The following is an 18,508-nucleotide window of genomic DNA, read 5'->3' on the forward strand; positions in this document are numbered from 1 at the left end:
CTCCGCTTCCCAGCCGGCCGCGTTCCTGGAGGAACAAACGTTTTCAATCAGCCTGCTTTCTAACTTTGTCTGCACTCTCACACGTCCTGCTTTCTGACGGACGTGTTTTTATTTGCATTTTTCCGGCAGCAATTTTCTTTCTTTGCTGCTACCAGCGGATTTGTTTGATTAATTCCGCAAGGCGGTCCCGGGACGATTCCGGCATATCCCATGAGTGAATTTCCTTCATAATTTGCTGGAGTGTGCCATGCTCTTTCACGAATCCATTTAACCGGGCAATGACAGTGGAATTTGTAAAAGCTTCCTCAGAAGGATAGTGTATTCGCAACATGTCCGCTGCTTTCTTAAACCGTTTCACGTGATATTTCTGGTGGCGGTCCTCCGCCGGGTAAAATTCAGCATACGGCTGAATTTCCGTTTCAATGGATTCTTGCCGTTCTTCCTCCAATTCTTTTTTCACTCTCTCGATCACCTGCTTCTGCTCCTTGCCATGGTAGAGAAGAAGGGACATGTACTGGCGCTCTTTATAAGTGACACGATGGGTGGACGTATGGTTTGCCCAAAATGTTCGAATAATATGTTCAAAGGAAAGAATAGACGGATCAAAGTCAATCTGAACGGTCTCTGTATGATCGCCCATATTCCGGTAAGCCGGATTGCTGGCGGTGCCTCCCGCAAAGCCGGTCCGTGTCCTTATAACCCCCGGCATCGCCCCGAACCGGGCATCAGGGCTCCAAAAGCAGCCCATGCCAAATGTTGCTGTTTGAATGTCCGGAATCCCGGCCTGCCAGACTGCTTCTATCTCGGCGGTTGTTTTCATATTGCTGCCTCCTTTTCTCCATCATAGCGGATTTTCTTTTCTTTATAAAAAAATCGCTCCGGGCAGTTTCTGCCCGGAACGATTATTCTGCAATAGAGACCATAAAAGAACCTGTTTCGTCCGCCGTAATGACCGCTTGTTTATTTTGGCCATGCTGCTCCAGATCGTATGTTTGAACAACAGTGTTCAGCTTTGAGGATTCTGTATCAAGATAAGCTCCCGCCGGCACAGCATCAGCAGGCAAAAAACGTTCTGCTATTGCGGCCGCCGCCTGAACGTCCATCGGCATTGAGCTTGACAGCTTATGTACGATTCGCTCTTCGTCAATCCAGCAGGTCAGCCTGGCATTCACGCCGGGAATGTCAAACAGGATCATGTTATCCGTTGAATCGGGTGACGGCTGCCCGCACACAGCAATAAAGGCGTCTATGGAATCGCCGGCTTTTGGGTATCCGTGGTGCATAAAAAATCGCTCCTTTTGCTTCATTTTTTTCTCACATAGACTCTACCCTTAATAACGGCTTGCAAAACGGCCTGGCTGCTCTTCCCTTTTCCGTGTACTTCCCAAGTGGAATCCTTCCAGAACCGATATCATTTGCTACCCGTTTTCGCGCATGTTTCTCCCGCTTAAAACAAATAGTATGAACAAGCAAAAAAGGGGGGTGAAAAACATGGCAAATAATCGTCAGCATCTTCTTGTGCCTGGGGCAGAGCAAGTGTTAGAACAATTTAAGTATGAAATTGCCAGCGAATTCGGCGTTACGCTTGGAGCAGACACCCTTGCCCGTTCAAACGGTTCAACCGGCGGTGAAATGACAAAGCGGCTGGTCCGCTTAGCCCAGCAGGAGCTTGGCCGTTAATCCGCCTTTTCCCACGGGACGCGCACCTTATAAAATTGAGACGGGAAACCATGCTGGTTTTTGACGCTCTATTTTCCGGTGTGCGTTTTATTCTGGTTTCTCTTCTCCCAACACCGCCACATACTGCCGGCCTGATTCGAAAAACTGGCCCGTCCACGTCAGCACATTTTCCATGTAGCCGAGCCGGTCAGCGCTGTAGCGCCCTGCAATGTTCTGATAAGCCAGAAGTTCATAAATGCCGTCACGTTCAAAATCAACCGGATACAGCCCTGTCAAAGGCGAGACCCAGCCTTCTATCGGCTCTTTCAATGTGCCGTCTGGAGCATAAATTTCGTTTATATACTCTTCTCCCTTTGTGGTAATATCCAGAACGTACCGTTTGTCCGGCTGCTCGCTTGTTACTTCAACCCGGTAATGATTTTGATAGCGGACTGCGTATTGTCCTTTTTCATTAAAAGCATCTCCATCAAAAATCTTTTCAAACCGGCCGTTCCTAAATGAAAAAGCATAAGCATAAATAGTGCCGCCGCTTCCTCCCGTATTGATGACCGCAAGTATATCCTTTATCCTATTTCCCGTAAAATCGCCTAAAAAGATGCCCGGATTGTACCCTGCATTTTGCGGCAGCGGAATCTGAAACATTCGAGCGGTCCGCCCGCATTGTACAGCAAGAGTAATCTGCTGCAAAAAAGCACTGCCGGGTGTTTGAACCGCCGTCAGGTAAACAATATCAGGGACCCGGTCTCCCGTCACATCCCCATACTCTACTGCAACGGCTTTTCTCATTTTCCTGTATCCTTTCTGTTCCTGGACTGTTATACACTTTACCATCCGTATGTGCCTGCCGTTCTTTTTAGACTATAAAAAAAAGAGACAGGAGAGGTTCCTGTCTCTTTTGCTCATGATTAATTATGGAAGTTTGTTCCGTCCGTTGTTGCTTCAACAATGCCGGCACGGATCACGAAGTCACCGAAGTGCTCGCCCTCCTGGCGTTCTTTTGCGTAGCGGGAAAGAACGACGCGCAGCTCTTTTAGAATTTCTTCTTCACCGATGTTTTCACGGTACATTTTGCTTAAGCGGCTGCCGTCATGCGCAGCGCCTAAATACATATTGTACTTGCCGACTGCTTTTCCGATAAAGCCGATTTCACCAAGGGCGTGGCGGGCGCACCCGTTCGGGCAGCCTGTCATGCGGATGGTAATTTCTTTATCGCGAAGGCCGTTTTCATCGATGATTTCATCAATTTTATCCATTAAGCCCGGCAGGTAGCGCTCCGCTTCCGCCATGGCAAGGCCGCATGTTGGCAGTGCGACACATGCAAGCGCGCTGCGGCGGATGGCCGAGTGGTGTGCGCCTTCTGTCAAGCCGTACTGGTCAATCAGCGCCTCGATTTTTTTCTTGCTTTGAGCGGATACGTTGCCGATAATCAAGTTCTGGTTAGACGTTAAGCGGAAATCACCTTTATGAACTTTTGCAATTTCGCGGATTCCCGTCATCAGCTTGTATTCCGGATAGTCGACGATCCGTCCGCCTTCCACGAACATGGTGAAATGCCATTTGCCTTTCACACCTTTTTGCCAGCCGTAACGGTCACCATTATGCTCAAACTTAAATTCGCGTGCTTCACCAAGCGTCCAGCCAAGGCGGCGCTCAAGCTCCGCTTTTACGTTTTCAAGGCCAAGACGGTCGACTGTGTACTTGAAGCGGGCATATTTGCGGACAGAGCGGTTGCCGTAGTCACGCTGAATCGTAATTACTTTTTCCGCAAGATCGACAATTTTGTCCGGTGTAACAAATCCGATTACTTTTCCAAGCTGCGGATACGTTTGTGTATCGCCATGTGTCATACCCATACCGCCGCCGATTGTTACGTTAAAGCCGACAAGCTGATTGTTTTCCACAATTGCAATTAAGCCAAGATCCTGTGAAAACACATCAATGTCATTGGATGGCGGCACCGCAATGCCGATTTTAAACTTACGCGGCAGGTAAAGCGGGCCGTACATTGGCTCTTCATTTTCTGTCTCCGGCGTGCCGGCTACTTTTTCTTCTCCAAGCCAGATCTCATGATACGCACGTGATTTCGGCAGCAGGTCATCACTCAGCTTTTGCGCCAGAGCATGCACCTCTGTGTGAATCTCGGACAGATATGGATTCGATGTAGCCATAACGTTCCGGTTTACGTCTCCGCAGGCCGCAATGGTATCCATCATTGTTGAATGAATATCCTGAATGGTCTGCTTCATGTTCCATTTTAAAATGCCATGGATCTGGAACGTTTCCCGTGTTGTTAATTTTAACGTGCCGTTGCCGTATTTATGGGCTAGACTGTCCATCATCAGCCACTGGCTTGGTGTCGCCACGCCGCCCGGCAGCCGGACGCGCAGCATAAATTGATATGCTGGCTCCAATTTTTGTTTTTGGCGCTCTGTACGAAGATCACGGTCATCCTGCAAATAGCTGCCGTGATGCTTCATCAAGCGGTTATCGTCTTCTGGAATGCCGGCACTCATCCGGTCTTCCATTACTTCTGCCAGTGTCCCGCGCAAGAATTTGCTTCTCTCTTTAATGCCTTCTACATCACTTGGCGGGCCATCGGGTGCTCGTAACACGTCATTTAACGTTTTGCTCATTGTGCATTGTCCCCTCTCAATCAAAACCTTAATATACGTCACGCTGATAGCGTTTCTGCTGCTGCATATCCGTGATATATTGTTCCGCCTGTTCGCGGCTCATATTGCCTTCTTTTTCGACAATTTCAATTAATGTATTGTGAACGTCATGTGCCATGTTTTTCTCATCGCCGCATACGTAAACCGCTGCGCCTTCCTGCAGCCACTCGAACAATTCCTTGCTGTTCTCCAGCATGCGGTGCTGGACATACACTTTTTCCGCTGTGTCGCGAGAGAATGCAACATCCATTTTGGTCAAAACGCCGTCTGCCAGCCATTTCTGCCATTCCGTCTGGTACAAGAAATCCGTTACGAAATGCTGGTCGCCAAAGAACATCCATGCTTTTCCTTCAGCACCTGCTTCTTCGCGCTCCTGCATAAAGGAACGGAACGGGGCAACCCCTGTTCCCGGCCCAATCATAATGACCGGCGTTTCCGGATTTTGTGGAAGCTTAAAGTTGTCGTTTTGCTGAATGTAAACCGGCAGCATATCACCCGGCTCCAGGCGCTCTGCACAAAGAATCGAGCAAACGCCGCTCCGGTCACGGCCGTTTGCATTGTAGCGGACCGCACCAATCGTTACGTGCACTTCTTCCGGATTTGCTTCCAGGCTGCTTGCAATCGAATAAAGGCGCGCCGGCATTTTGCGAAGTACATTGACAAAATCCTGCGGCGACACACCAAACGGGCCAAACTGCTGAACAACATCAAGCAGGTCACGGCCGCTGATATAGGCTTTTACTTTCTCACTGTCGCCGATTAGCTCATGAAGCTCATCAACGCCTGTCAGCTGGGCGATTTTTTCCAGCAGCGGCTTTGTTAAAACGGTAATTTCATAATGCTTCAAAAGAGCATTGCGCAATGATAACACATCGCCCTGTTTATTAATTGTCACCGTTTCATCCGGGTTCCAGCCAAAGGCTGCAATCAGTTCATCGACCAATTTCGGGTCATTTTCCGGATAAATGCCAAGTGCATCACCCGGTTTATACGTAAGCCCTGAGCCTTCAAGTGAAAGCTCAATATGGCGTGTTTCTTTATTAGAACCGCGTCCGTTTAAGTTAATGCTTTCAAGCACTTCCGCACGGAACGGATTTGTTCTGGAGTATTCGGACTCTACATCCTGCGCATTGGAGGCTTCCTGTGCCGGAGCCGCACTTGCTGCTGATGCTGCTGATAATCCATTTACCACACTGTCCAGCCACTCTGCTGCAGGCTCATCAAAATCAAGATCGCAGTCCACACGCGGTGCAATGCGCTCGCCGCCAAGCTCTTCCAGGCGCTGGTCGAATTCTTTTCCAGTCTGGCAGAAAAATTCATAAGAGCTGTCGCCAAGAGCCAGCACAGAGAAACGAAGATCGTCCAGCTTCGGCGCGCGCTTGCCATGAAGAAATTCATGGAATGTAATCGCATTATCCGGTGGATCGCCTTCTCCGTGTGTACTCGCCACGATCAGCAGGTTTTGTACTTTTTTCAAATTGTTTGGCTTAAAGTCGCTCATCGCTGAAACCGTTACGTTAAAGCCTTTTGACTCGAGCGTCTTGCCGGCTTTTTGGGAAAGCCGCTGGGCGTTTCCAGTTTGAGAGCCGTACAAAATGGTAACATCTTTCGACACAGCCGGCGCTGCCTGAGCAGGCGCTGCTGCTTCAGCCGCGGCCGGTGCTGCTGATGGAGCTGATACAGCTGCTGATGGAGAAGCTGCTAAAAAGCCCGTCAGCCATATTTTTTGTGATTCAGTTAATGTAGGCAGAAGACGGTTCAGGAGCTCTGCCTGCTCCTCATTAAACGGACTATTTGTTACTTGAAGTTGCAACACGATCCACCTCACCCAATATAGGAAATTCTTTTTAACGCCATAATAATACATCTATCTTAGACCTATTATTCCTACGAGTCAAGTCGGTTTTAGTTATGTTAGGTATAACCTTTTGCTTATGATAAAGATCATTTTAATAAGAATCATTCTCAGTTATGTAAGGAGGCTCTTTCTTTCGGTCGGTATTTTTTAATTCAGGGCGGTACATGCTGTGCTTCGGGCGGTATATCCTTCCTTCTGCCCCCTCACGCAAAATACCGCCCCAAAATTTCAAATACCGGCTAAAGAAGATGGAATAGCCTGTTAGAAGGAAACCCGCTGATCAAGCCCGCTCATCATGAGCAGGATGCGCTCCTGGATACTGTCTCGGTATGCTGTCATGCTGGTGTCTGAACTCATACGTAAAAGCGCTGGCAGTCCGCTGGCCTTTTTTCCATGGTGTACTTTTATTTTCGACCGGTGTTTGTTTTCCATCTGCTGCCCCATAAGCACCTTCGGGAAATTCTTCCGGCAAAATCGTCTGGTCATCCTGAACGCTGCTTATTTCCTGATAAGACGTTTTTTTCTTCAATTCTTCACCCCCTTTTTTCTAGCATTTGTTGTTTTGTTCATTTCAATGAAGGGAACATTGAAAAAAAGATAAGCACCCGAGGGGGAATAACAATGGATAAAACAAGGTGGACGGTTGATCCGGCTCACAGCAGCGTTGGTTTTAATATTTGCTTTTCAAAGGCCAGTAAAATAAAAGGCACCTTTCATTCCTACGAAGCGGTAATGGAAGCCGATCCAGGCAGCCTTGTTACCGCCAACATCGCTTTTACAGTTGATCTGGCAAGTGTGGATACACAAAGCAAAGAGCGGGACGCCCGTTTACTTTCTGAAGACTTTTTTGATGTGGAAAAGTTTCCTGAAATGCGCTTTATCGCCAACAACATTTTGCAGCAGGACGATGGACAGTATGAACTGGTCGGTGAGTTTTCTCTGCACGGTGTAACCCGGACGGAATCCATTTTTTTAACATTTAAAGAAGAAGTGAAAGACCCGGACGGCAGTGAGAAAGCCGGGTTTCATGCGGAAGGCAAAATTAAGCGGAGTGATTATGGACTGACCCTTGGTGCGCCGACTGGTGACGATGTAAACATCGAGCTTGACGTCCGGCTTATAAAAGAAGCATAACAAACAGCCTCTTTCGTTAAGAGGCTGTTTTACGGTATAAAGCGGGTACTTTATGCCTCTTTTTCGTTTATTCCTTCGGCCGGCGGGGCTTCGGATTTTTTTCCTTTTGACGTAAAATCTTTTAACAGGCCGGCGACATCAATGCCGGTTAATTCCTTCAGCGGTTCCTGAATGCCAAGCATTGTGTCTGTCACGCCTTTGCTGACCGATGGGATGCCGGATTCGCTTCCGGTCTGGATCACTTTGATAGAATCAACATTGTTCAGCGGCTGGGCAACTTTTTCGGCAAGAAGCGGCAGCATTTCGATAATTTTCTCCGTAATAATAACGTCGCCGTGCTCTTCGATCGCCTCGGCAAGAAGCTGGCGGGCTTTTGCTTCCGCTTCCCCTTTTTTCAGCACCACTTCTGCTTCCGCAAGACCTGCCTCGCGGATAATCCGCGCTTTCGCTGCTCCGTCGATCTGCGCTTTTTGTGCTTCTGCTTCCGCTTTTTTCGTAGTTTCATAGAAATCCGCGTCCGCTTTGGCTTTACGAATCTTGGTTTCTTCTGCTTCCAGTGCCACGAGGCGTTCCCGTTCAAGCTGCTGGATGCGGAGCTGTTCTTCTTTTTCACGGCCGATTAATTTCAATTCCTCTTCTTTTACTTCCTTGGCAAGCTTGGCCCGTTCAAGCTCATAGGACTGCTCGGATTTCGCCCGCGCCCGCTCGGTTTCTTCTTTAATGGCCGCATCTTTTAAGTCTTTGGCTTTTTTTGATTCAGCCGTGGCTATTTCACGCTTGTACTCTTCCTCACGTGCTTCCTGGTCTGTTTTCGCTCTGTGTATCCGCGTTTCCCGCTCGCTGTCCGCTTCGGCGATTTCCGCCTGCTTGCGCACTTCGGCAATTCTTGGGCGGCCCAGGTTATCAAGATAGCCGTTTTTCGCGTCTGAATCACGAAGGTCCGTCAGTCCGAGAGAGGTAATTTTAAAGCCCATTTCATCAAGCTGCTTTTGGGCAATTTCTGTGACCTGCTGATTAAACCCTTCCCGGTCGCCATTAATCTCTTCTACTGTCATTTTCGATAAAATGGCGCGCAGGTTGCTGCCTAACACCTCGGTAATTTCCACTTCAATTTCTTCCTGCTTTTTCCCTAAAAACTGCTCGGCGTAATTCGCAATTCCTTTCAATGTATCCGCCACTTTTACCATCGCGACTGCATCCGCGACAATTGGTACGCCGCCATTGGTGTAAACGCGCGGTGTCGTAAGCTTAAGCTGAAACGAAGTTAAATTCACCGGTGTGGCCGTTTGAAACATGCGAAGACGATAGCCGCCGCCGCGGACAATTTTCATCGAACGGCCTTCATCATCCGTAAAGATATTGGTTTCTTTTTCAATATCCCCAAGCTTTGGTCCGGTAATAACAAGTGCTTCATTAGACTTTGCCGTCCGGTAGCGCACTTTCATAAAAAAATACCAGAGTGCCGCACCGACTGCCGCTACAATCAAAAGAAAAATAACAAGAATAACTGCATTTCCCATAACCCGACTTCCTTTCCTTAAAAAATATGGTCTGCTCGTTTATACGGGTTTGAATGGAAAAAGTTTCATTTTGCCTTATCTTTATTCATAAAAAAATCCCACAGCTGTCGAAGCTGTGGGATTCGGCCGGTTTATGCACGGGAGCATACTATTCGTTATCACTCCCGGCAAACGGCCGTTATAGCTGTGTGCTTTTTTTCTCACTGCGGGCCAGCCCAAAGTATGCAATCAGCGCCAGCATGCTGGCGCCAAAAATGGTCAGCCCCATCGGAATGGCCGTGTCTTCTCCCGCAATGCCGACAAGCGGGGACGTCAGTGAACCAAGCGCAAAAGGAAGCAGGCCTAAAAGCGCCGAGGCACTGCCGGCAATATGCCCCTGTGTTTCCATGGCCAGTGAAAATGCCGCTGTTCCGATAATCCCAATAGAAGAAACAAAAAAGAAAATTGGAATAACGATGGAAAAAAGAGGGCCGTGAACAAGCACCATAACCAGGAGTGTTATACTGGCCGCTGCAGACATAAGCAGGCCAAACCGCAGAAAGCGGGCTTCTGAAATGGTTTCAGAAAACCGGCCGACGACCTGGGTGCCAATCATAATGCCGATTCCATTCAGGCCAAACAGGATACTAAACATTTGCGGCGATACGCCATAAATATTTTGATACACGAAAGGTGTGCCGGAGACATATGCAAAGATACCGCCGACCATAAAGCCCTGCGCCAGTGCATAGCCCATAAATTCACGGCTTTTCACCAGAGAACCGAAGCTGCGGAACGTCTGCATAATATTGCTCGGCTGCCGCCTTTCCACAGGCAGCGTTTCATCCAGCCTCCACGTTACGATCAGCATTAATGTAATGCCAACTGCACTTAGCACCAGAAAAACGCCGGACCAGTCTGTAAAAGCAAGAATGCCGCCGCCGATAATCGGCGCCAGAATCGGGCCTAAATTGTTGACCAGCATAAGCAGAGAGAAAAACTTGGTCAGCTCGCGCCCGCTGTACATATCACGCACAACCGCGCGGGAAATGACAAGACCTCCTGCCGCTGAAAAGCCCTGCACTACCCTTGCAGCGATAAACCAGTAAATTGACGGCGCAAATGCGCATAAAATAGATGCAATAAAGTATAAAAACAGGAAAAAAGTAAGCGGCTTTTTCCGCCCGCGCACATCACTCATCGGCCCAATAATAATTTGCCCGAGGGCCAGGCCGACCAGGCAGGCAGTTAAGCTGATCTGCACCAATGATGCCGTTGTCCCATAGTCATCAGCAATAGTTGGAAATGAAGGCAAATACATATCGATAGTAAACGGGCCCATTGCGCCCAGTGCCCCGAGAAGCAGTGCCATCTGGGTTCTCTTGCTGCTCTGTATTTCTGTGTTCAAACTGTACACTCCTCCTTGTCTGCAAAGCAAAAACTTCTTTTTTCACAATATGAACAGTATAGCGGATTTCATTAAAGCCGCCCAGCAATCAAGCTTGAACAGATATAAATGGAACAAAAAAAGCATATAAAACCATCGTCTTTCGCGTATTCTGCAGGCAAACGGCAAAAAGCTGTACTTTTTTTTTCAGCCTTTCACAATAAAAATGAAACTATTTTTCGCTTTACCCGTATAAAAACAAAAACAGGAAAGCAGGGATGTTTTATGTTAAAAAAGCTTCTTAAGCAGGTATTGCAGCAAAAATCTTCTCATGGCCGCCGTTATTCCAGCAGTGATCACCGGTATCGCAAGCATTCCCATCATTCGTCCAGGCACGGGCATCATTACTATAAGAAAAGACGCGGTTCTTCTTTCAGCTCTTACAGCAGCTAAGAAACATGGATTTTATTTACAATCTGTTTGAACGGCCGCTGAAGCCCGGGACACTGGTTCGCGGCCGTTTTAAGATCACCAGCCTGCTCGGCAAAGGAAGCTACGGCCTCACCTATAAAGCAGAAGACCTTCAAACCGGCAGGCTGGCAGCAGTGAAGCAGCTGCGCAGACGAAAACGCCACAAGCAGGAGGAAATCGAATTCTTCCGGCAGGAGGCAGACTTCCTGCAGCAGCTTCACCACCCGTCCATCCCCTCACTGACCGCTTCATTTGAAGAAAAAGGCGTGCCGTTTCTTGTGATGGATTACATTGAAGCACCTAATTTTGAAGAATTGATTTTCCATGAAAACCAGATGTATACCGAAGAAGAAGTGTTTTCCATATTACTCAGTATTTTGGAAGTCATGCAGTACTTCCATCAAAAAGGCATTGTACACCGTGATCTGCGCATTCCGAATATATTGTGGGACGGTGCGGCCATATATATAATCGATTTTGGCCTGGCCCGGCGGCTTGGCTCCAGGCCCTCTTTTTCCCGCAAACGAAAAAAAGAGCATCCCCTGTTTCGGGAGCTGTCGGTTCGCAGTGACTTTTTTGCGCTCGGCCACTTTGCCCTGTTTCTGCTGTATTCCGCCTTTGAGCCGGAATCAAAAAAAGAAAAAAGCTGGGAGGAAGAGCTTGTGCTTTCCCCTGCTGCGCACCGGACAATCCGCCGCATGCTTCAGCTTGATATGCCCTATGAAACAGCCGGGGAACTGATAATGGATATAAAGAAAATTACCGCGATCAAATAAAAAAAGAAGGGGTGTCTTCTATTTTGGAGACACCTCTTTTTTTCCGGCTTATTCACTTATCTGTTCAATAACCGATGTTACAGCGAAGTCATCGGCTTTGTATTCTGCTTTTACTTCTCCGTACCGTTTGGCAAAGTAAGAGCGGATGACGGCCCCGTCCTCTGTCCGCTCCAGGACAACAACATTATTAAACATACGAAGCGGCGTGTTTAAAACTGCATCATCATCTGTTACTGTCCAGCCGTCGAATGAGGCTCCCTCTTCAAGCGGCGCTTTTAAATAAACAGAAATGGGAGCAAGCGATTCCAGTTCTCCTGGCGCAGGCTTATAATCGTTATATTGCTCGGCCTCTTCCCTGATAATCGTGACCCGGTCTTCTTCCAGCCGGAATGTCCGGGCAGCCACGGTCCCGCCATTATCCTCATATACCGTCACATGCCGCTTGTCATGCCAGACGGTGCGGGCAGTATAGGAAGCGTATTCTATCCCTTCTCCCCGGAACGAAGCAGTCTGTCCGTCATCCAGGAAATAGTCCTGCCAGTCCTCTTCCTCTGCCTCTGGCTCGTACGCGTATGCTCGGTGCAAGAACGCGGCAAATTGTTCACGTGTTACTGCCAAATTCGGCCGGTACAGCTCGTTTGAATAGCCATTTGCAATGCCGGCTGCTGTTACATTTTCAATAAATGGATAAGCGGCGGAATGCGGTGAAACATCCGCAAAATCAATATCGGCTGTTTTTTGTAATTCAAACGCACGCCCTATTAAAATGGCCGTCTGTCCGCGCGTAACAGGATCGTTCGGGCGGTATGTCCCATCTGAAAAGCCGGAAATCACACCCGCCTTCACTGCCGCTGCAATATAGCCGGCCGCGGCGCTCGATGGATGAACATCTGAAAAGGATGCGGATTTTTCTTTTTCATTCAGGCCAAGCGCCCGGCCAAGAAAAATGGCTGCCTGCCCGCGTGTCACTTCTGCTTTCGGCTGGAATGTTCCATCCGAATACCCGCTGATAATCTTTGAATCTGACAAAACATCAATAGCCTCATAGAAACGGTTTGTCTCCGGTACGTCTGAAAAAAACGCGGCATCCGCAGATGAAACGGCCATACCAAAAGAAAGCACCGCTCCTGCTGCCACTGCTGAAAATTTCATTTTACTGCCTCCCCTCCATAATTACCATGAAATGGTTATACGCTGTTATTTCCCCTGTACCTTTCTTAACTCTTTCACATATAAACTTCTTTATGTGTGAATCAGTCCGCTAAATACCATGAGCACGTTGATACAAAAATGCCATATTACAGCCGGGACCAGGCTTTTTGACTGCACGGTAATCAGCCCGTAAAAAAGGCCGCCAAGCGCAAAAGCGAAACAAATCGGCCAGGAAAAGCCGAGAGAATAATGCTGAAGCCCGAAGCCAAGGCTTGTCACCCACAATGCAGTTCGAACGCCGATTAATGCAGAAAACCGGCTCAACAGCAGCCCCCGCCAGATCCATTCTTCCAGTAGAGCATTGGTCAGCGAAAAGACCAGAGCTAACACGAAAGCTTCTTTTATGTACAGCCAGCCATTTTGCATGATAAACGGCAAAAAAACGAGCACGTTACTGAACAGGGCAATAAGCAAAAAACGCTTGATGGTTGTACGGTGAAACGGCAGCACAAATGGAGCATGCCAGTCAGGCTTTTGAAAGAAAAAAGCCGGCGCCGAACCGCCCAAAAGCCACAATGGGAGCACAACGAAAAGCAAGGATGCCCGCTTTAAAAAGATTTCCCACTCTCTCGGGCCAGTATTTCCAATAAGCTCCGTAGAGACAAACAAGTAAGCACTGAATCCTACACTAAATAAAAAGCTTGTCCAAAGAAAGGACTTGTCCCGTTCACTGCCTGAGAAAAACAAAAAAATTCCTAATACAAAGCAGAAAATGGCCAGCGCTGGATTCTCCAGCTGAATACCGGCTACAAGCCCGATAAACAGTCCAGCCAAAAAAAGATGCCGTTTTTCCTGTATGCCGCTAATATCCCATTCTTCCTTTCTTTTTTCTTTATTTTACCTCTTTACTAACGGCTTAGGAATAGAAAAAGCTGTCCTCTTGTTTTGAGGACAGCTCAGGCTGTTGACAAACGCCCACTTTCTGCGTCACTTGCCGGCTGTGAATGCTCATGACCCCAAAAGGTCACTCCGCTTCCCAGCCGGCGGCGTTCCTGGAAAGCCAAACGTTTTCAATCAACCTGCGTTCTAACTTTGTCTACACTCTCAGATGTCCTCTTGTTTTGAGGGCAGCTTTGTTTGTTACTGGAATACCCGGTCAATTTGATTGATTTCCTTTTCTGTGAGGGAAATCTCAAGGGTTTTCAGGTTATCAAGCACCTGGTCCGCCCGCTTTGCGCCTGGAATAATCACATCAATGGCGTCGCGTGTTAAATACCAGGCCAGCACAACATGGGCAAGCTCGGCGCCTTTCGCTTCTGCAATCGGGCGGATTTGTTCGACTTTTTCCAAATTTTTCGCAAACACATCCTTCTGGAAATACGGCAGCCCGTTCCGCAGATCATCAAACGTGGCATTTTTATCGTATTTTCCTGTTAACAGCCCGGATGCAAGAGGGAAATACGGAACAAATGAAATATTTTGCTCCGTCATATAGGGGAACAGCTCTTGTTCCGCTCCGCGCGCAAGCAGATTGTATTCTCCCTGGAATACATCTACATACCCGTCTTTGTTCGCCTCTTTCAGCTGCTCGATTGAAAAGTTCGAGACACCAATATGACGGATCTTCCCGGCGTCTTTTAATTCTTTTAAAGCGCCAACGGCCTCGTCTTTCGGTGTTTTTTCATCCGGGAAATGAATATAAAACAAATCAATATAATCGGTCTGCAGGCGGCTCAGCGCTTCATCGACTGCCCTTTTCAAGAATGCCGGCGAATTGTTGAATTTCTCCCCGTCCTCTGTGAGAACATGGGCCGCCTTGGTCGCAATTACTGCTTCTGACCGGCTGCCGCGTTCTTTCAGCACCTCGCCAATCAGCTCTTCAGAACGCTCAGGTCCGTAAATAAAGGCTGTATCAAGAAAATTGATCCCGTGATTAAGCGCCGTGCGAACCATTTCGCGGCCTGCTTCTTCATCAAGGTTCGGATATAAGTTATGGCCTCCCACCGCATTCGCTCCAAAGCCGATCGGGTTAACCCGAAGATCTGTTTTGCCGATTTGCACTTGCTTGGTCATTATGTATCGTCTCCTTTTCGATTTTCCACTCTTTTCGTATTACCGAAAACAAATCTATTTAAACGCTTCTGCTTGCAGATACAGCTTTATTTTATCGAATAAACAGTCGTGCTCCAATGCTTTCTATTGATCTTTTTTGGGCCGGACCAGCCCATCTTGATCAGCTGAACAGCGAGCAGCTGATTAAAAAATTGATGGCCGACCAGTACAACATGCTGGTGCTCTGCCGCATACTCTGCAAGCTTTCGCGCTCCGGCTTCTGCTCTTCGAAGCGCGTCTTTCAACGATTCACATCCGGGTGAATACCCTGTACACCAGGCTGTTCTGAAAAAAGCCGACCAGGCGGAGGGGCGCAGCTTCACGCCCGGCAAATTCCATCGAGGAGCCGGCCGTTCTGCTTCGCGAAATACAGAATATGATTTTATGCGGCCCGCCGTCTTTAAGTAATCGGCTGACTCCATTGAACGCTTTAAATTACTTGTGATGACCAGCGGAGCCGCTTTCACCGCAGCCATTGTATCTGGAGGGCAGGCCGCCGCTTCTTGAACACCCGCTTCATTATAAGCGCGGACCCATTCTGTAAACTCCCGGCAGTTCATTCGCCGATTGTCCTCATACGCAGATTTGCCATGCCTGATAAGGGAAATTGTCTGCATTTTTGCTTCCTCCAAAATGTTTATTCCTCACCCTGTTCCCTTCCGCTCAGCCATGCTTTTTAATTCCTGCGCACGGCCTGCAATAAAAGCTCTCATATACCGTTCTAAAAAAAGCCGGTCCGCCATTTTCCCGAGGAGGCCGAGCGGGCTTTTGTATTGAAAGGTATCCTCCATCACTGTTCCATTGCCGCTCTGGAGAAATTGATGGTGATGGGTAAAGGAGTGAAAGGCCCCTTTGATCATGATATCCGTAAACTCATACGGCGGGTTCATAGCGGTGATTTGGGCGGTCAGCCGCTGCCGTATGCCAAAATGAACGGCTTCCCATGTGACCGTATCACCTTTTTTCATTAAGCCTGATGTTACCCCGCCAACAGCCCGTTCTCTCGTTCCTGCTGTTGATTGAACATGTGCTTCGACGTCTCGCGCCAGATCAAAACAAATATGAATCGGCGCATGAATATAGGTCCTGCAATGAATAACCGGCATCCTGCCACCTGCTTCTTTTTTTCTCTTATTATACAGTGTTTTCCACAGGGACTCTTACTATTCGCCGTTTCGGTTGCTGAGAGTGCAAAAGCCGGCCCGTTTAGCCGGTATAATGAAAATAGGGGCGGTTTTTCCCATAGTAAGGTCGAAAAAAAGAAATACCGCCCGAAGCATAGGAGATACCGGCTCAAAATAAAAAATACCGCCTCTCAGCATTCAGGGTTTTTCACCGTGCATCATCATCGTTTCCGGCTTTTTTTATATGGCTTACTGCCGGCGGCACTTCCGTGGAAACGTTTTGCTCTTCGATATAGAGGCTGTACGTTTTATTCCATTTGCCGGCCGCAAGAGCTGCCAGAACAGCAGTGACGGCGGCCAATCCTGCCAGGGCAGGCCAAAAGTAAGGAGAGACGATTCCTTCCTGATACGCCAGGCCAATCGGCGAAAAGACGATATACATTCCAAACATCAATCCGATCAGCAGAATGGCTGCAGCGAGCGAATACTTCCATGGCGTCATGTTAATTTGCGGCCGCGGCGTGTAGCTCCATGCTTTTTTTGCCGGATAAAGCTTTCCGATGGCCAGCATCATAGCCACCTCGGTAAAAAATAAAATGGCATATACGTGAATGTAATGAATGTCCAGCGGAACGCCAAAAAGCTGCTTCGTTCCCCAGATCATCATATAATAGGTGAGCACATGAAAACAGATGGCTATTTTTGCAGCGATCGGCGGCACCCTTTTTGCAAAAATGCCCACTAATACAACAGCAATGATTGGTATATTAAAAAAGCCGGTAAAGCGGCGGATTAATTCCCACAGCCCATCCGGCGCATACATAAGCAGCGGTGATACGCAGAAGCTGACAATGGCCAGGGCCGCAGTGAACCATTTGCTTAAGCCGAGCAGCCTGGCATCGGACAATTCCGGCTTCAGCGGCTGGATAACATCAAGCGCAAACATGGTTGCCGCAGAATTGATCAGGGCGTTGAATGTGCTGAATACAGCTCCGAGCAGCACCACTAAAAAGAAGCCCTGCAAATACCACGGCAAAATATTGGCCACAAGCGTCGGATAAGCCAGGTCAATCGAGGGTAAATTCCCTCCATATGAATGAAACGCAATCACTCCTGGAAGCATCATCAAAACAGGAACCAGCAGTTTAAAGAAGCCGGCAAACAAAACGCCTTTCTGCCCTTCTGCCAAATTTCGGGCGCCGAGTGTCCGCTGAATCGCGTATTGATTGGTTCCCCAGTAAAAAAGATTGGCCCAGATCATGCCGGTAAAAATCGTGGCAAATGGAACGGAATCAGTGCTGGAGCCGACAGCATTCAGCTTTTCTGGGTGGCTGGCCGCCAGGATTTTTAGCCCTTCTGCTGCATTCCCGCCCCCAAGCTCATAAAGGGCTATCAGCGGAATTAGTGTACAAATAACGAGCAGGCCGATGCCAATAAACGTGTCCGAAACCGCGATCGCTTTCATTCCCCCAAAAATAGCAAAGAACGCTCCTATGATTCCAATCAGCCACACCATAAGCCAGACTGATTCCGTATAGGAAATGCCGAGTACATGCTGCACATCAAACAGCTTCATAACGCCCAGCGCGCCGGAATATAAAGTGGAAGGAATCGTCACCAGCACATAGCCAAGCATAAACAAAATAACCGTCAGCCTTCTTACACCTTCGTCATAGCGGTCCCGCAAAAATTGCGGAAGCGTTGTAAAAGCGCCGCCCAGGTATCTTGGCAGCAAAAGAAGCGCCATAATCACAATCGCCATAACCGCCGTTACTTCCCACGCCATATTGGTCATGTTCGTGCCGTACGACTGTCCGTTTAAGCCTACCATCTGTTCAGCTGACAGGTTCGTTAAAATAAGAGCCCCGGCAATAAAGCCGCCGCCCAGTCCTCTGCCTGCCAGAAAATAGCCTTCGGTTGTTGAATTGGAGCCTTTTGACTTTTTATAGGTCCAGAGGCCAAGCAGGGCAATGACCACCGCACCCGACAATAGTGTGAACAAACTGTTTTGTCCGTCCACTTGTTTTCGCTCCTTTCTTTTGAAAACTCAAAGCTCTGGCGGATACTCCCTTTCTTTGAAAAAAGACCGAAAACTATGTATGATCGCGCAAATGCCAGCAAGCTCCGCCATAAAGGCTTTTTTAGCCTGCCTTCTTCTACCCTTCTTGAACGGCATTAAACCTTCTGGGCCGGGCGTCTTTGAATTAAAAAAACCGGACAGCTTTTAGCTGTCCGGCCTTCATGGTGTTGACTGTCTATACGTTAAATCCAACACGTTTATGAACGTCCGGGTCTCTGGCACGATGGATGAACCACTATGCTGGCCCGGGCATAGAAATAGCGGGGAGGGAAACTCAGCCGGCAGACAGCAGCCCCTGATACTGCTTTTAAAAGAAAACAGCCCGTTTCTAGTCTATAAAAGAAAGACAATTTGGGCTCAAAAATGGAATTTCTTCTTGACGGCTCTCTTTTTCAACACAGTGAAGGACGTTATTCTGAAATTTTCGGTTCGTCTGGAACCTGGCCAAACTTTTCACTGTTTGTTCCGTAAAATTCACTGTCATTTAGCCGGCTGCTGCTTTTTACATATTCGTCAGGCTTTTTTTGCCCATTTTTTTTATTTTCAGTGTAGTTATTCTTCAT

19 protein-coding genes are annotated in these 18,508 nt (G+C 48.2%); 4 read left to right on the plus strand and 15 right to left on the minus strand.

The features are described from left to right. Positions 1 to 148: 148 nt before the first annotated feature. Complete coding sequence (locus tag VP98_RS04425; RefSeq protein ID WP_046174158.1) at positions 149 to 820, minus strand: peptide-methionine (S)-S-oxide reductase MsrA; 672 nt, start codon at positions 818 to 820, stop codon at positions 149 to 151. Between the two features lie 82 nt (positions 821 to 902). Next, positions 903 to 1,283, minus strand: a complete 381-nt coding sequence (locus VP98_RS04430; protein WP_046174159.1) for a hypothetical protein — start codon at positions 1,281 to 1,283, stop codon at positions 903 to 905. A gap of 208 nt (positions 1,284 to 1,491) precedes the next feature. Here VP98_RS04430 and VP98_RS04435 point away from each other — a divergent pair, with 208 nt between their 5' ends. Continuing rightward, positions 1,492 to 1,680, plus strand: coding sequence for an alpha/beta-type small acid-soluble spore protein (locus VP98_RS04435; protein WP_046174160.1), 189 nt, complete (start codon positions 1,492 to 1,494; stop codon positions 1,678 to 1,680). Between the two features lie 87 nt (positions 1,681 to 1,767). On the opposite strand, the gene VP98_RS04440 is transcribed toward VP98_RS04435, so the two are convergent. The 4 genes from VP98_RS04440 to VP98_RS04455 all read right to left on the minus strand — a co-directional run bounded on the left by VP98_RS04440 (position 1,768) and on the right by VP98_RS04455 (position 6,739). Further along, a complete protein-coding gene (locus VP98_RS04440; protein ID WP_052712170.1) occupies positions 1,768 to 2,466 on the minus strand; it encodes a spore coat protein in 699 nt (232 codons plus the stop codon). Between the two features lie 119 nt (positions 2,467 to 2,585). Further along, positions 2,586 to 4,313: an assimilatory sulfite reductase (NADPH) hemoprotein subunit gene (gene cysI, locus VP98_RS04445; protein ID WP_046174162.1), complete on the minus strand. Its 1,728-nt coding sequence runs from the start codon at positions 4,311 to 4,313 to the stop codon at positions 2,586 to 2,588. A 28-nt stretch (positions 4,314 to 4,341) separates the two neighbouring features. Further along, the gene (locus tag VP98_RS04450; RefSeq protein ID WP_046174163.1) at positions 4,342 to 6,165 is read right to left on the minus strand and encodes an assimilatory sulfite reductase (NADPH) flavoprotein subunit; all 1,824 of its coding nucleotides are present in this window, start codon (positions 6,163 to 6,165) and stop codon (positions 4,342 to 4,344) included. 325 nt (positions 6,166 to 6,490) lie between these two features. Continuing rightward, entirely contained in the window at positions 6,491 to 6,739 is a 249-nt protein-coding gene (locus tag VP98_RS04455; protein WP_046174164.1) for a hypothetical protein, read from the minus strand. Between the two features lie 92 nt (positions 6,740 to 6,831). Between VP98_RS04455 and VP98_RS04460 the strand changes: the two genes are divergently transcribed. Then, a complete protein-coding gene (locus VP98_RS04460; RefSeq protein ID WP_046174165.1) occupies positions 6,832 to 7,344 on the plus strand; it encodes a YceI family protein in 513 nt (170 codons plus the stop codon). Between the two features lie 50 nt (positions 7,345 to 7,394). Here the strand turns inward: VP98_RS04460 and VP98_RS04465 are convergent, their stop codons facing one another. Together VP98_RS04465 and VP98_RS04470 are read right to left on the minus strand one after the other, a co-directional pair. Continuing rightward, a complete protein-coding gene (locus tag VP98_RS04465) occupies positions 7,395 to 8,864 on the minus strand; it encodes a flotillin family protein (RefSeq protein ID WP_046174166.1) in 1,470 nt (489 codons plus the stop codon). A 178-nt stretch (positions 8,865 to 9,042) separates the two neighbouring features. Continuing rightward, the gene (locus VP98_RS04470) at positions 9,043 to 10,251 is read right to left on the minus strand and encodes a Bcr/CflA family multidrug efflux MFS transporter (protein WP_082087830.1); all 1,209 of its coding nucleotides are present in this window, start codon (positions 10,249 to 10,251) and stop codon (positions 9,043 to 9,045) included. A 264-nt stretch (positions 10,252 to 10,515) separates the two neighbouring features. Here VP98_RS04470 and VP98_RS19060 point away from each other — a divergent pair, with 264 nt between their 5' ends. Further along, positions 10,516 to 10,683, plus strand: coding sequence for a hypothetical protein (locus VP98_RS19060; protein ID WP_197076555.1), 168 nt, complete (start codon positions 10,516 to 10,518; stop codon positions 10,681 to 10,683). 5 nt (positions 10,684 to 10,688) lie between these two features. Continuing rightward, positions 10,689 to 11,477 carry a serine/threonine protein kinase gene (locus VP98_RS04480; protein WP_046174168.1) on the plus strand — a complete coding sequence of 263 codons (789 nt, stop codon included), beginning with the start codon at positions 10,689 to 10,691 and terminating at the stop codon, positions 11,475 to 11,477. A 48-nt stretch (positions 11,478 to 11,525) separates the two neighbouring features. Here the strand turns inward: VP98_RS04480 and VP98_RS18215 are convergent, their stop codons facing one another. The 7 genes from VP98_RS18215 to VP98_RS18755 form a co-directional block, all read right to left on the minus strand. Then, positions 11,526 to 12,629, minus strand: a complete 1,104-nt coding sequence (locus tag VP98_RS18215; protein ID WP_052712127.1) for an S-layer homology domain-containing protein — start codon at positions 12,627 to 12,629, stop codon at positions 11,526 to 11,528. A 90-nt stretch (positions 12,630 to 12,719) separates the two neighbouring features. Further along, a complete protein-coding gene (locus VP98_RS04490; protein ID WP_052712128.1) occupies positions 12,720 to 13,463 on the minus strand; it encodes a CPBP family intramembrane glutamic endopeptidase in 744 nt (247 codons plus the stop codon). 306 nt (positions 13,464 to 13,769) lie between these two features. Then, on the minus strand, positions 13,770 to 14,702 hold the full coding sequence (locus VP98_RS04495) for an aldo/keto reductase (RefSeq protein ID WP_046174169.1): 933 nt from the start codon (positions 14,700 to 14,702) through the stop codon (positions 13,770 to 13,772). A gap of 86 nt (positions 14,703 to 14,788) precedes the next feature. Then, positions 14,789 to 15,358, minus strand: coding sequence for a histidine phosphatase family protein (locus VP98_RS04500; protein ID WP_046174170.1), 570 nt, complete (start codon positions 15,356 to 15,358; stop codon positions 14,789 to 14,791). A 27-nt stretch (positions 15,359 to 15,385) separates the two neighbouring features. After that, positions 15,386 to 15,847: an SRPBCC family protein gene (locus tag VP98_RS04505; protein ID WP_046174171.1), complete on the minus strand. Its 462-nt coding sequence runs from the start codon at positions 15,845 to 15,847 to the stop codon at positions 15,386 to 15,388. 226 nt (positions 15,848 to 16,073) lie between these two features. Then, positions 16,074 to 17,885: a solute:sodium symporter family transporter gene (locus VP98_RS04510; RefSeq protein ID WP_046174172.1), complete on the minus strand. Its 1,812-nt coding sequence runs from the start codon at positions 17,883 to 17,885 to the stop codon at positions 16,074 to 16,076. 470 nt (positions 17,886 to 18,355) lie between these two features. Beyond that, positions 18,356 to 18,508, minus strand: a complete 153-nt coding sequence (locus VP98_RS18755) for a hypothetical protein (RefSeq protein ID WP_156151311.1) — start codon at positions 18,506 to 18,508, stop codon at positions 18,356 to 18,358.

This window comes from Domibacillus indicus (assembly GCF_000970685.1).
Taxonomy (GTDB): domain Bacteria; phylum Bacillota; class Bacilli; order Bacillales; family Domibacillaceae; genus Domibacillus; species Domibacillus indicus.

Coding starts and splice junctions, on each gene's coding strand:
- VP98_RS04425 (WP_046174158.1), bottom strand. CDS start 820: ATGAAAACAACCGCCGAGATAGAAGCAGTCTGGCAGGCCGGGATTCCG.
- VP98_RS04430 (WP_046174159.1), bottom strand. CDS start 1,283: ATGCACCACGGATACCCAAAAGCCGGCGATTCCATAGACGCCTTTATT.
- VP98_RS04435 (WP_046174160.1), top strand. CDS start 1,492: ATGGCAAATAATCGTCAGCATCTTCTTGTGCCTGGGGCAGAGCAAGTG.
- VP98_RS04440 (WP_052712170.1), bottom strand. CDS start 2,466: ATGAGAAAAGCCGTTGCAGTAGAGTATGGGGATGTGACGGGAGACCGG.
- cysI (WP_046174162.1), bottom strand. CDS start 4,313: ATGAGCAAAACGTTAAATGACGTGTTACGAGCACCCGATGGCCCGCCA.
- VP98_RS04460 (WP_046174165.1), top strand. CDS start 6,832: ATGGATAAAACAAGGTGGACGGTTGATCCGGCTCACAGCAGCGTTGGT.
- VP98_RS04465 (WP_046174166.1), bottom strand. CDS start 8,864: ATGGGAAATGCAGTTATTCTTGTTATTTTTCTTTTGATTGTAGCGGCA.
- VP98_RS19060 (WP_197076555.1), top strand. CDS start 10,516: ATGTTAAAAAAGCTTCTTAAGCAGGTATTGCAGCAAAAATCTTCTCAT.
- VP98_RS04480 (WP_046174168.1), top strand. CDS start 10,689: ATGGATTTTATTTACAATCTGTTTGAACGGCCGCTGAAGCCCGGGACA.
- VP98_RS18215 (WP_052712127.1), bottom strand. CDS start 12,629: ATGAAATTTTCAGCAGTGGCAGCAGGAGCGGTGCTTTCTTTTGGTATG.
- VP98_RS04495 (WP_046174169.1), bottom strand. CDS start 14,702: ATGACCAAGCAAGTGCAAATCGGCAAAACAGATCTTCGGGTTAACCCG.
- VP98_RS04500 (WP_046174170.1), bottom strand. CDS start 15,358: ATGCAGACAATTTCCCTTATCAGGCATGGCAAATCTGCGTATGAGGAC.
- VP98_RS04505 (WP_046174171.1), bottom strand. CDS start 15,847: ATGCCGGTTATTCATTGCAGGACCTATATTCATGCGCCGATTCATATT.
- VP98_RS18755 (WP_156151311.1), bottom strand. CDS start 18,508: ATGAAGAATAACTACACTGAAAATAAAAAAAATGGGCAAAAAAAGCCT.